General features: G+C 39.1%; 11 protein-coding genes and 1 pseudogene. 5 read left to right on the forward strand and 7 right to left on the reverse strand.

The genetic code is table 11. The annotated features are described in order from the left end of the window. Positions 1–152: 152 nt before the first annotated feature. The 3 genes and pseudogenes from AC1PJ9_RS03730 to AC1PJ9_RS03740 all read right to left on the reverse strand — a co-directional run bounded on the left by AC1PJ9_RS03730 (position 153) and on the right by AC1PJ9_RS03740 (position 3,016). A pseudogene (locus AC1PJ9_RS03730) lies at positions 153–1,266 on the reverse strand (DUF6670 family protein). A 17-nt stretch (positions 1,267–1,283) separates the two neighbouring features. Beyond that, positions 1,284–2,117, reverse strand: a complete 834-nt coding sequence (gene pssA / locus AC1PJ9_RS03735; RefSeq protein WP_002050746.1) for a CDP-diacylglycerol--serine O-phosphatidyltransferase — start codon at positions 2,115–2,117, stop codon at positions 1,284–1,286. Positions 2,118–2,158: 41 nt separating this feature from the next. After that, on the reverse strand, positions 2,159–3,016 hold the full coding sequence (locus AC1PJ9_RS03740; protein WP_311086361.1) for a 23S rRNA (adenine(2030)-N(6))-methyltransferase RlmJ: 858 nt from the start codon (positions 3,014–3,016) through the stop codon (positions 2,159–2,161). Positions 3,017–3,133: 117 nt separating this feature from the next. On the opposite strand from AC1PJ9_RS03740, the gene AC1PJ9_RS03745 reads away from it, so the two are divergent. Continuing rightward, positions 3,134–3,739 (forward strand): 2OG-Fe(II) oxygenase, encoded by a 606-nt coding sequence (locus AC1PJ9_RS03745; protein ID WP_311086360.1) that lies wholly within the window; start codon positions 3,134–3,136, stop codon positions 3,737–3,739. A gap of 68 nt (positions 3,740–3,807) precedes the next feature. Further along, positions 3,808–4,335: a hypothetical protein gene (locus AC1PJ9_RS03750; RefSeq protein ID WP_151740416.1), complete on the forward strand. Its 528-nt coding sequence runs from the start codon at positions 3,808–3,810 to the stop codon at positions 4,333–4,335. A gap of 49 nt (positions 4,336–4,384) precedes the next feature. Here the strand turns inward: AC1PJ9_RS03750 and AC1PJ9_RS03755 are convergent, their stop codons facing one another. From AC1PJ9_RS03755 to AC1PJ9_RS03770, 4 genes are all read right to left on the reverse strand, one after another. Then, entirely contained in the window at positions 4,385–4,630 is a 246-nt protein-coding gene (locus AC1PJ9_RS03755; protein WP_151740415.1) for a DUF2789 family protein, read from the reverse strand. A gap of 162 nt (positions 4,631–4,792) precedes the next feature. Further along, positions 4,793–5,779, reverse strand: a complete 987-nt coding sequence (locus AC1PJ9_RS03760; RefSeq protein WP_002050778.1) for a malate dehydrogenase — start codon at positions 5,777–5,779, stop codon at positions 4,793–4,795. Between the two features lie 211 nt (positions 5,780–5,990). After that, the gene (locus AC1PJ9_RS03765; RefSeq protein ID WP_004711857.1) at positions 5,991–6,653 is read right to left on the reverse strand and encodes a ribonuclease T2 family protein; all 663 of its coding nucleotides are present in this window, start codon (positions 6,651–6,653) and stop codon (positions 5,991–5,993) included. A gap of 57 nt (positions 6,654–6,710) precedes the next feature. Then, on the reverse strand, positions 6,711–8,654 hold the full coding sequence (locus tag AC1PJ9_RS03770) for a lytic transglycosylase domain-containing protein (RefSeq protein WP_311086359.1): 1,944 nt from the start codon (positions 8,652–8,654) through the stop codon (positions 6,711–6,713). A gap of 287 nt (positions 8,655–8,941) precedes the next feature. Between AC1PJ9_RS03770 and miaB the strand changes: the two genes are divergently transcribed. The 3 genes from miaB to ybeY all read left to right on the forward strand — a co-directional run bounded on the left by miaB (position 8,942) and on the right by ybeY (position 12,272). After that, positions 8,942–10,393, forward strand: coding sequence for a tRNA (N6-isopentenyl adenosine(37)-C2)-methylthiotransferase MiaB (gene miaB / locus AC1PJ9_RS03775; protein ID WP_311086358.1), 1,452 nt, complete (start codon positions 8,942–8,944; stop codon positions 10,391–10,393). Between the two features lie 37 nt (positions 10,394–10,430). Beyond that, positions 10,431–11,519 carry a PhoH family protein gene (locus AC1PJ9_RS03780; RefSeq protein WP_002050786.1) on the forward strand — a complete coding sequence of 363 codons (1,089 nt, stop codon included), beginning with the start codon at positions 10,431–10,433 and terminating at the stop codon, positions 11,517–11,519. Between the two features lie 276 nt (positions 11,520–11,795). Continuing rightward, the gene (ybeY, locus tag AC1PJ9_RS03785; RefSeq protein WP_000703571.1) at positions 11,796–12,272 is read left to right on the forward strand and encodes an rRNA maturation RNase YbeY; all 477 of its coding nucleotides are present in this window, start codon (positions 11,796–11,798) and stop codon (positions 12,270–12,272) included. Positions 12,273–12,356: the final 84 nt, after the last annotated feature.

The raw sequence follows: 12,356 nt of genomic DNA on the forward strand, positions 1-12,356 counted from the left end.
TTATTCTCAAAACCAACTTAACATCAAATTCATCACTTAAAGCAACCAACTTAATCTCAAGTAACTGTTTTTCAACAAGTTTCTATCTGCATCACCGCCGATGGATGTGCATTATAGAGGATTAAGATCCAGTTGCAAGCCCTTTTTTAAAATTAGTGCAACGACAGTTTGCTTTTTAACCAAAAATGATAAAAACATTCATTTTTTATATAAACACGGCTGTAAAAGCATCAATTTATCTAAAATTTTCTCATCTTGATTCTTCTCTTGCCATCTTAATGGGCGGCAATCGATGTATTCACAATATCCACCTTCTCCTTGAAGGCATTGATCATTCCAACTTAACTGATAACGGAAACTTCCAATATACCCTGCAGCTAATCCAAATTTGTAATCACCACGACTTTCAGCATAGAGCTCAAAAATAACTTTTCCATTTTTTTTACATTGCCAAGAGAATTCTCGAGGTAAATACATTTCTCGTCCATGAGGTGTTACAACTTTTGGATAAACCCGATGAATATGGAAATTGACATCTTCAGTAAATGTGACAGCTGGCTTTCCCAGCTCTTGAATATCTAAACGTGAAAATAGAATAATATTCCATTGATTTCTTATTTGAGAAAGTGTGACTTGCGTTGTTTCATTTAAATTAATAATTTGGCAGGTATAAAAACATAAAGATAAGAAAGGTAAATGTAAGGCCCGAGCATGTTTAAAACGTCCTAATCCATTGACTTCATATTTCTGACCTTTATATAAAATCTCTCCTTCACAATGACATAAAACAGACCAGTAATCAGATATCCCCCACTGCAATGCGGATGAATTCGAAATGTCCGAAGGCGTTTGGACAATTAAATTACAACTCATTTCAGAATCTGTTCGTGTAAGCTGAATTCTTGGAATTTGCCATTCAATAAGATCTGTTTTATCAAATTGGTAATAACTAGGAGTAAGCTGACATTGTCTTCGAATGGAATAGATTTTTAAGTGACCTAGACTGTGTAGGCTATTACTAACTAGTACTGTTGCCGTATCAATTGGTGAAGTGACAATACTGTTTGCGTTATAGCAAAGGGGAATTCTAGGCTGCCCGATTAGACTAATATAATTGAAGTAACGAAGTGGTGCCGGTAAGTTTGGAAGGATTAAGCCTTGATAGACAACTTTAAAGAAGCCTCTAGCAGGCTGATAAACAACACCCTCATTTGAGTTGAGGCTCAGTTGCTGCAATTGATTTATTGGACTCATCAACTTAGGCATACTGAACCTCGTCTAATTTATGTTTTGATAGTCTCGTTATTTTTTTTAGCTAAAAGTGTGGTAACAAAACCTGATAGAGCATAGATGATTGAAACAATCAGAATACCCATTGGGATATTATAAGTGATTGCTGCAAAAATCAGTACTACCGGCAACATAACTACAAAAGGAACACGTTTACGGTCCATTTGCTTAAATGAATAGTATTTAATATTGGAAATCATGAGTAAACCAACAACAACCATGATTACCGCATTAATAACTTGAATCGCAATATCACGTAAATCGAAGATGAACGGATAATCACGAGCCACCCATACAAGCGAAATAATGATAATTGCAGCTAATGGGCTTGCGATACCAATAAAATAGCGTTTATCAACCACTCCAATTTGAACATTAAAACGTGCCAAACGGAATGCTGCACAGGCAGTATAAACAAAACAGCATGCTAAGCCGATACGGCCTAAGTCATGGAGACTCCAGCTATACATTAGCATTGCTGGTGCGACACCAAATGCTAATAAATCAGATAAAGAGTCATATTGCTCACCAAAAGCACTTTGAGCGCCAATAGCTCGAGCAACACGTCCATCTAACCCATCAAACAAAGCGGCAAGGAAAATGGCATAAATTGCTTGCGTAAATTCACCATTCATACTTGCAATAATGGAATAGAAACCAGACAACAAAGCGGCTGTCGTAATTAAGTTAGGCCAAAGATAAATACCTCGGCGCTTCACTTTTTGTCCTTCCGGATTATCTTCTTCTTCAACCACTTCGAACGTAATCCCATCAAATGAATGTTCATTATGAGTTAAATCTTGCTCTGGTTTAGGCGCATTTGTCATTATTTTCTATTCCAAACATGTGCATTGATTTAAGTTAACTGTTACTCACCCACTAACCAGCGAACAGCAGCATGTCCACCCGTTTCTTGCATACGTAAGTGCGGGAATAACCACTGTAAAGCTTGGTCAGCTTGTTCAGAGAACTGCCATGGTGGATTAATCACTAATAAACCACAACCATTCAAACCTACAGGTGTGTCATCTGGCCATACACAAATTTCACAAACTAATTGACGGCGAATTCCGGTTTTAAACATTTTCTTTTCAAAACGTTCAATCATGGCGCGGTCTTTAATTGGATACCAAACTGCAAAAACACCTGTCGGCCATTTCTTATGAGCTTGTTGTAACAGTTCAACTAATTGCGGAAAGTCTTTACGCTCTAATTCGTAAGGCGGGTCAATCATAACCAGACCGCGCTTTTCTTTTGGCGGAATTACACCGAGCAAGCCTTCATATGCATCACGCTCATGTAAACCTGCACGTTTATCGCGAATGTTATGACGTAATTGCTGAAAAACATCATGCTGCATTTCAAATATAGTCGCTTTGTCAATTTCACGCATACCTTGTAAAGCAAACCAAGGAGAACCAGGATAGCTACCCTTACCTTCTTGATTACGTAATTCTTCTACAAGTTTTAAGTATTGCTGGATTGCTTCAGGAGCTTGACGCTTTTCCATTTCAGAAAGCTGTACAAGACGATGAATACCCGTTAGGAATTCTCCTGATTTTTGTGCAGGTGCTTGAGATAGATCATATTTTCCAGCCCCTCCATGCGTATCGATATAGCGATAAGGTTTATCTTTAGCATTTAAACGGTTGAGAAGCTGTAGCAAAAGCACATGCTTCATAACATCTGCAAAGTTGCCCGCATGGAAATGGTGACGGTAATTCATGTTGACTTTAATTCCTCAATTCAACGAATAGTTTAACATGAAAAAAATATTCTTTCGTAAGGTTGTGATCATCTAAAATAAGGCTGCTTGATTTTCTTACGATCGATATGAGGTTATATGCGCTCTCAGCCACTTCCTGACAGTTGGAATCTGGATCAGATTCTAGATGACTTAAATGCACATGGTTTTGCAATTGTGAATCATGCCTACTCTAGTGAATATCATACTCAAGTTTCCAAAGAGTGTAGTCATCACTTTGATGAGTTTCGTGAAGCTGGTATCCAAAATGGAGTGGTGAGTACCATTCGAAGCGATCATATTTTATGGATTAATGAATCACTTCCTGTTGCTGAACAACATGTAGAAACTCTAACTTCATTTTGCCAACATCTAAATCAAGCTTTCTTTTTAGGAATTAAAGAGGTTGAGGCGCATTTTGCCTGTTATAACGCAGGTGAATTTTATGCATTACATCGAGATAACCCTCAACAAAAAAATGATCGTATTATTTCTACTGTTTATTATTTACATCCTGAATGGCAAGATGATTGGGGTGGACAACTACGCTTGCAGGACAAGAATGATATTTGGCACATTATTACACCAGAACCTAATCGCCTGGTTATATTCCAGAGTGATTTGCTTCATGAAGTTTTAGTTTCTAAACAGCAGCGTCTATCAATTACAGCTTGGCTTCGTAGTGGAAACTCGATTTGGGTTTAGAAGAATGCTCTTTAAATTTCTTAAATAAACCCGATATAAGAGCTATTGATTAAAAAGGGCGAAGGCGTATGTCTATTGAAACAAAAATGATTGTAAGCAGAATTGGTGAAACAGACCAACTCTATTTAACTGAGAATACGCCCGAACTTGCTTTGGAACGTGCAGATTTACGTATGCAGCTCGTTGTATTAAGCCGTGTTCGCCAAGAGCAAATTCATTTTTTGCAAGAAGCTATTGTTTTGCTTGAGCAAGCTCGTATGGAATACGATGAAATGCCAATGAGTTTATATTTGAATTTATCTCTTCATTTAGCTAAAGCGTATATGATTTATTTTGAATTAAATAAAGAAAAACGCTTTGCGCTTATTGCACAGCAAATTTTAAAGCCCTTAGCTCACCATCACCATAGTGATATATATTTCTTCTTGGCTTATGCTTCAGCAGCGCAGGAAAAACCTGCTCTTACTCGTCATTGGCTTACAAAATATTTATCAACTGCCCAATGTGATCTTGAGTTAGTTCATGAGCATCCGGTATTTCATCCAGTACGGCATGAGCCATGGTACAAAGATTTATTAAAACCCAAAATTCACTAAAGGGTGAATTGTAAAAGGCCTGTTATTTATAAACAGGCCTTTTATTTTTTTATTTTTTAACACTATCTTCGTGTAATTGCTCATTGAGTTCATCAATGACGACAATCCACTCATCATCTTTTTCCCAATGGCTTTTTAGGAAATCACTTTGGCCTTGTGACCAAAAAGGTGCTTCATGTAACTTCTGTTCAGCAGGTAACTGATGCGTTTTGATAAAATTTTCAATACTCGCGTCATCAGCATCTAAACCCAATTGCTCAAATAAAAGCTGTAATGTCGGTTGCTGTTCAAACATTGTTATTCTCCCATGGCTTCTTTTCAATAATCTAGCAACAATAGATGTTAGTTGCATATCTATGTCTATATTTTCTTGTTGTTTTTTGTGTGTTCTTATTAAATCTCAAATATAAAAAAGCACCCTACAAGAGAGTGCTTTCCAATTCATTTAATTAATGAATTATTTTAGCATGTCAGCAATTGCTGCACGTTCTTCTTCAAGCTCGTTTAGAGTGAAGTTGATACGCTCACGGCTGAATTCATCGATTTCTAAACCCTGAACGATTTTGTATTCACCATTTTCAGTTGTTACAGGGAAACCGAACATCACGCCTTCAGGAATACCATAAGAACCATCAGATGGAATACCCATAGTTACCCACTTGCCGTTTGTACCAAGTGCCCAATCACGCATATGGTCGATTGCAGCATTAGCCGCAGAAGCAGCAGAAGACAAACCACGCGCTTCGATAATCGCAGCACCACGTTTACCAACAGTTGGAAGGAATACGTCTTTATTCCAAGCTGGATCGTTGATCTTGTCTTTTAAGCTTTCACCATTTGCAGTTGCAAAACGGTAGTCAGCATACATAGTTGGAGAGTGGTTACCCCAAACTGTTAATTTTTCGATGTCAGCAACTGCAACACCAGCTTTTTGAGCAACTTGAGTCAAGGCACGGTTGTGGTCAAGACGTAACATTGCTGTGAAGTTTTTCGCTGGAAGATCTGGAGCAGATTTCATTGCGATGTAAGCGTTTGTATTTGCAGGGTTACCTACAACTAATACTTTAACGTCACGGCTAGCAACTTCGTTTAATGCTTGACCTTGGCCAATGAAGATTTCACCGTTAACTTTTAACAAGTCAGCACGTTCCATACCAGGACCACGTGGGCGAGAACCAACTAATAATGCATAGTCAGCATCTTTAAATGCAACTTTAGGATCATCAGTCCCGATCATGCCAGCCAATAAAGGGAAAGCACAGTCATCAAGTTCCATCATTACGCCTTTAAGCGCTTGTTGTGCTTTTTCAACTGGAACTTCAAGCAATTGTAAAATAACTGGTTGATCTTTACCTAGCATTTCACCGCTTGCGATACGGAATAATAAGCTGTAACCAATTTGACCTGCAGCGCCAGTCACGGCAACACGAACGGGTTGCTTCATGTAATTGTCTCCAATGAGTGTCCTTAATCGGGCTAAATAGCGATTCTACTTAACCAAATCATCATAAACGGCAAAGATTGTACTCTAAAGAAGTGGCAGATGCATGTAAAAGCGACTCATTTTCACCAAAAGTCTGATAGAAAATACAAATTAATCTTTACAAATAGATTCAATGTATGGTGAGCATTTTTTGGGGAAATGGTAGCTACTCTTAATAGCTACCTTTAATCGTAATTTCGCTTGGGCAATTAGAGACCACATGATTTGAACATTGCTTATATTGGCCATTTACTGTGTAGCAAACTTTAACTTCTGTAAGCACAACATCTGAGCGCGAGAGTTGGCAAGAAAAACGAATGCCATTTTGTGGCAAACTCGGATTAAGCTTTGTAAATTGTTGACGTAATGTAGATTGTTGCATTTCTACGTTACTAGAACTGGTTAAATTAGCAGGTATTTTTAATCGTTCAGCGAAGTTAATAATTGTACGGAAATACTGACTCGCGTTCATAGGCACACAACCACCTACACTCTTCCAAAGCTGTACACGAGCATTATTGTCTGGCATCACTCGAGCAACGACTTTAGCTTGCAGTGGTGAAAGTGTGGCAGAACTTTCAGTTGAACAGTCTGTTCTTGTGGTTTCAGGCATTAAACCTGTAATGGTAAGTGAATATCCTTCAAGACATTTACGCTGCTTCTGTTTAGAAGGATCTAGCGAACAGACAGCAGGCGTCATCTGTACATGCATGACATAACCTTGCACGTTTACAGGTTCCGCATGTAAAACAGAACTCATCAATCCAATGCTTGCACAGATGAGCCACCATGCAAGTTGCGATATTGGATGAAGTCCTAGATATCTATATTTCATTTAATTAAAACTTGGTTATGCCAATTAAAAGAATGTTCCATCATTCATCATCTAAAATTAAGGTGATGATCGCATTGGAATGACTTTCATACGCTGTATCAGCGACTGAGCGCCTTGCCCCAATACCACTCCATAATGTGTCGCATTTGTCATGACATGCTTGACATAATCTCTGGTCTCAAGCAATGGAATGGTTTCTGTATATTGATCAGCTTCAATCGGTTGGTAATCGGGTTGCCAACGTCTTGCACGATTCGGGCCAGCATTATAACCTGCCGTTGCTAAAACTGGGTTATTGCTTAACTGCCCTTGAATCATTGATAAATAAAATGTTCCATAACGAATATTGGTATTCATTTCACTTAACGCCGCCGGATTATATGTCTCCCCCATCTGACGAGCAATCAACTTTGCTGTATCAGGCATAATTTGCATAAGACCACCAGCTCCTACATGAGAACGCGCCGAGGTAACAAACCGACTTTCTTGACGCATTAAACCATAAGCCCACGCAGGATCAATTCCAGCATTGTAACTATGGCTTACGACATTGGTCTTATGTGGGGTTACATAACGGTAGGTATCGTTATGTTTATTCGTTGTACGGTCTGCTGCGTAAATTGCACGGTCATACCACCCCATATCGTGAGCACGTTTCGCCGCAGCTAATAATAATCCATCGTCATGCTGTAGATATGCCTGACGAACTGCCCAATTCCACTCGCGATTGGTATACGTTGGATTTGCATTAATACGTCTTAAAGTAAATGCACGGTTAAAGTGAATATTTTGATCTAAACGGCGTAAATCGCTTGCAGACGGTTCATCACTATAAGGTTGATGGTTATAGCGTACACCTAAACGGTCTTTTGCAAGAAGATTATGATAATCATCACCACTTTCAGCTAATTTTTTATAAATACGTTGTGCGGTATTTTTAGAGTTACTATCGCCACGTTGTTCTGTTGCACGGGCTAACCAATATTGCCAGCGATCTTCTTGTTTCTGTGAAACCGTCATACTATCAATCGCACGAATTAAGCTTTCCCATGCGCTAAAGCGAATCGCTTGTCGTGCATAAATTTCAGCTTCTTCTGGACTTAGCGGATAACCATAGCTTGCATCGAAGTATTGAAGAACTTCACGGTTAAAGTTGTTTTTCATCACCGTGGTACCACCGATATAGGCTACGGTGCGATAGAGATACTTTTGTACGCTCTCTGGAGTACCTTGCGCTACACGTTGCACATTTGCAAAAGCATTGCTTAAATCATTATTTGCTAGACGTCCTAATGCAAAAATCAAATATGCATAATCTACATCATTAGTTTTTGGGGCGGTCCATAAATAATTAAGAGGATTCGCCTGAATTTGGTTAAGCTGAGCCAAAGACAAATTCATACCCAAAGTCTGTGCTGTAGCAAGTGCCTGTCCCGACAGGCCCGACCGTAGCTGCACCCAAAGGCGTTGCTGTTTATCTTGCGCACTCATTAATGGACTAGAAAGCATCATACGGCCTAGTCCAACACATGACTCTGGTTGTGATTCAGTTGCTAACCAGACATCTTTATATTCTGCAAATACTAATGCATCGCCACTTTTAGCTCTCACCTGTGCTAAAGCACAATTTTCGGCTGGATCTGGGTTAGACACGTAAGATAAAAGTGGTTGTGCAGATACGAAATCAGCTTGTTTAACTTTTTCTTCAACATAATCTGCTGCAAGTTTCTCTGCCATAGCAGATTGAGGATAGCGCTGGGCAAAACTTACAATTGACGTTGGGGATTGAAAGCCTAAATTACTGTTTAGTTTCCAATATTCAGGGTAATAACCCAATACATCATTTTGCATTGCTGCCTGATATTGGTCTAACAAGGCGATATTACCACTATTTGCGGCATTTAATGCATCATTAAATTGTTCTTCTGCTGCATAAGACAATGAACAACCAAGTAAACACACAGCTCCTAACCAGCTACGATGTGCATATTTATTTTTCATCACACGACTCTTGTTTGATGAGCTCTTTTTACCTGGTCTCATAAATGCGCTAAACCCTGACTATCCACCTTTAGGCATAGTTTAATTATTCTTCGTGCATTCTTTTGTTGTGTTATGTAACTATCTGATTCGACATCATTAAAATTTATGTCATTTGTCTCCATAAATCATGTGCAGCTTATGGCAGTTTATTGTTATCTGTCCGGCACAAATACTGCTATAATGATTGGTTTGACCCGTTTTGGGTCATTTTATTATTTATCTAGATCGATCTGTTAGGAGCCTACATGACGGTTCAAACCTTCATTCCCAATGGTGCCAAAGCTGCCTCAGAAAACACTGTTACCCAGCCAACGCACACCACTGATGTTTCAATAAAGAAATTATATATTGAAACTCAAGGGTGTCAGATGAATGAGTATGACAGTCACCGTATGGCAGACCTTTTAGGGGATTCTCACGGTTATGTTTTAACAACTAACCCTAATGAAGCAGATATTCTGCTCATGAATACATGTTCTATCCGTGAAAAAGCACAAGAAAAAGTATTTAGTGAGTTAGGCCGCTGGCGTAAACTAAAAGAGCAAAATCCTGACCTTGTGATTGGTGTAGGTGGTTGTGTCGCATCTCAAGAAGGTGACAATATTCAAAAGCGTGCACCGTATGTCGATATGATTTTTGGCCCACAAACCTTGCACCGTTTACCACAAATGCTTGACCAACATCATGCACAAGTGGAAAAGCCGAAAAAAGATAAGATTAAGCTCGTTGATATTTCATTCCCTGATATTGAAAAGTTCGACTTTTTACCTGAACCACGGGTAGAAGGTTTCAAAGCATTCGTTTCTATTATGGAAGGTTGTTCTAAATACTGCTCCTTCTGTGTGGTTCCATATACTCGTGGTGAAGAGGTTTCTCGTCCACTTGATGATGTACTTGCAGAAATCGCAGGTCTTGCTGAAAAAGGTGTTCGTGAAATCAGCTTACTTGGTCAAAATGTAAACGGATATCGTGGTGAAACATTCGAAGGTGGCATTTGTACCTTCCCTGAATTGTTACGACTCGTTGCAGAAATTCCGGGTATTGGCCGTTTACGCTATACAACTTCACACCCACTTGAGTTCTCTGATGAACTTATCCAGTGTTATGAAGATTTACCTCAAATGGTTTCACACTTACATTTGCCTGTACAAAGTGGATCTAACGATGTACTTAAAGCAATGAAGCGAAATCACACCATTGATGTATACATCGACAAGATTGCCAAGTTACGTAAAATACGCCCTGATATGCATTTATCGAGCGATTTTATTATTGGCTTCCCTGGTGAAACTGATGAAAACTTTGCAGAAACATTGCAGTTTATCAAAGATTTAGACTTTGACCACTCTTATAGCTTTGTTTACTCAAAACGTCCTGGCACACCGGCATCTGACTTACCAGATACAACTCCTGAACACGTTAAAAAAGAACGTTTAGCACAAGTTCAACAAGTCATTAAGCAATCAAGTATCGAGAAAACTGATGCAATGCTTGGCAAAATTGAACGTGTACTGATTGAGAAAGTATCTGATCAAGACCCTAATATTTTAGTAGGTACAGCAGACAACACTCGTTTAGTGACTTTTGTAGGCGACACTTCTTGGATTGGTCGTTTTGCAGAGATCGAGATTACTGAAATTAAAACTTTAAATTTAGTTTACGGTGAACTCTTGAATCTTGAGCCTGACGTGGCGTAATGTAGAGGTATTCTAAAGTCTACTGAAAGGTTTTCTCTTGACTGCAGCGATTCGACGTACCGTAACATTTCCTGAAATTTCAATGGAACGTTTAAAGAGCATCTTGGGTGCCTATAATGGGCACCTTAAGCAAATCGAACAGCGTTTAGATGTCAAAATTACTCATCGTGGAGATGTTTTTCATATCGATGGTGAGATAGATGCTGTTGGGAGAGCCGAAGCGTTATTGCAACGACTCTACGAAGAAACTGAGGAGTCCCAGCAAATCAGTGCCGATCTGTTACATCTCTTGATTCAATCTTCACAAACTGAACGTAATTTCGAGTTAGTGGGTGAAGAGATGGAAGAACATGATGCGCCAATGGATGTCTATTTTCAGACTCGAAAAGGTCGTATTAATCCACGTGGTGCCAATCAAAAACGCTATGTACAACGTATTTTGCAAAGCGATATTTCTTTCGGTGTAGGTCCTGCTGGTACAGGTAAAACTTATTTAGCAGTTGCCGCCGCAGTAGATATGTTAGAGCGTAATGAAATCCAGCGGATTTTACTTGTCCGCCCTGCTGTAGAAGCAGGAGAAAAGCTTGGTTTCTTACCGGGTGATTTAACCCAAAAGATCGACCCGTATTTACGCCCTCTTTACGATGCACTTTACGAAATGCTTGGCTTTGAAAAGGTTGCCAAGTTAATCGAACGACAAGTAATTGAAGTTGCACCTCTTGCTTATATGCGTGGTCGTACGCTTAACCATTCATTTGTGATTTTGGATGAAGCGCAAAACACTACACCGGAACAAATGAAAATGTTCTTGACGCGTTTAGGTTTTGGCTCTCGTGCAGTGATTACAGGTGACATTACCCAAGTAGATTTACCTCGAGGCCAACAATCTGGTTTGGCGCACGCGCTACGTGTACTTGAGAATATTAAAGAAATTCATATTACCCGTTTCCATTCTCGCGACGTTGTACGTCATCAACTTGTTCAAAAAATTGTTGAAGCGTATGAAGGTTGGGATGGTGAACAACAGCGTCTTAATGCTGAAGCACGTGCTGAACGTAAAGCACGTCAAGAAGCATTAGTTGCTGAAAACGATACAGCAGCAGACTTGCAACATCAGGATGCCTAGGGTCTGTTGAATATTCAAAATTGGATTGCGTTGTCGGCTAAAATTGAGCAGACAAGGCATGAAATACTGGGAATGGCGAGCTCCTTTCCAAGTTTCATAACGTAGTCTGAGATAATTTTAGCCACAACCCTTCGGGACAAGAGTGTTTTTTGTTGCTACATCGTTGTGAACTATTCATTTAGAATAGCTAAATTTCATAGTTCACGCCTTGTATCATCTAAAAACACTCGATGTCGCAACCATCTGTGAATGTTTAACAGACCCCAAGGATTCACTTTGAAAATCAGTTTAAGTTTACAACAAGACTTTCAATCCCCTGAGTTAGAGCTCAAACGAGCTCAACTCAAAAAAATTATTGAGACCACTTTACGCCACGTCGGCTACAAAGAAGATTGTGAAATTGGTATTGCATGTGTTGATTTGGAAGAAAGCCATCAACTTAACTTGCAATATCGTGAGAAAGATAAACCTACTAATGTTCTCTCTTTTCCAAGCGACATTCCTGAAGAAGTCCTACCAATGCTTGATGCATTACCCCTAGGCGATTTAGTGATTTGTATTCCAGTAGTATTACAAGAAGCTTTGGAACAAAAGAAAACTGCACAAAATCATTTTGCACATCTTTTAGTACATGGAGTTCTGCATTTACTTGGTTATGACCATGAAACCAGCGATGAAGATGCAGAAGAAATGGAAGGATTAGAGATCGAAATTTTAGCTAAACTCAATATTGCCAATCCGTATCAGGAATAATCAATTTCTCTAAAACAATTAAGCGCGTAATTGTCATCTTAATTTATTTTTAAAATGTGGATATCCTAAAAGTTATCCACATTT

The sequence above is a fragment of the Acinetobacter sp. 70_2 genome (assembly GCF_056736115.1).

Coding starts and splice junctions, on each gene's coding strand:
- pssA (WP_002050746.1), bottom strand. CDS start 2,117: ATGACAAATGCGCCTAAACCAGAGCAAGATTTAACTCATAATGAACAT.
- AC1PJ9_RS03740 (WP_311086361.1), bottom strand. CDS start 3,016: ATGAATTACCGTCACCATTTCCATGCGGGCAACTTTGCAGATGTTATG.
- AC1PJ9_RS03745 (WP_311086360.1), top strand. CDS start 3,134: ATGCGCTCTCAGCCACTTCCTGACAGTTGGAATCTGGATCAGATTCTA.
- AC1PJ9_RS03750 (WP_151740416.1), top strand. CDS start 3,808: ATGTCTATTGAAACAAAAATGATTGTAAGCAGAATTGGTGAAACAGAC.
- AC1PJ9_RS03755 (WP_151740415.1), bottom strand. CDS start 4,630: ATGTTTGAACAGCAACCGACATTACAGCTTTTATTTGAGCAATTGGGT.
- AC1PJ9_RS03760 (WP_002050778.1), bottom strand. CDS start 5,779: ATGAAGCAACCCGTTCGTGTTGCCGTGACTGGCGCTGCAGGTCAAATT.
- AC1PJ9_RS03765 (WP_004711857.1), bottom strand. CDS start 6,653: ATGAAATATAGATATCTAGGACTTCATCCAATATCGCAACTTGCATGG.
- AC1PJ9_RS03770 (WP_311086359.1), bottom strand. CDS start 8,654: ATGAAAAATAAATATGCACATCGTAGCTGGTTAGGAGCTGTGTGTTTA.
- miaB (WP_311086358.1), top strand. CDS start 8,942: ATGACGGTTCAAACCTTCATTCCCAATGGTGCCAAAGCTGCCTCAGAA.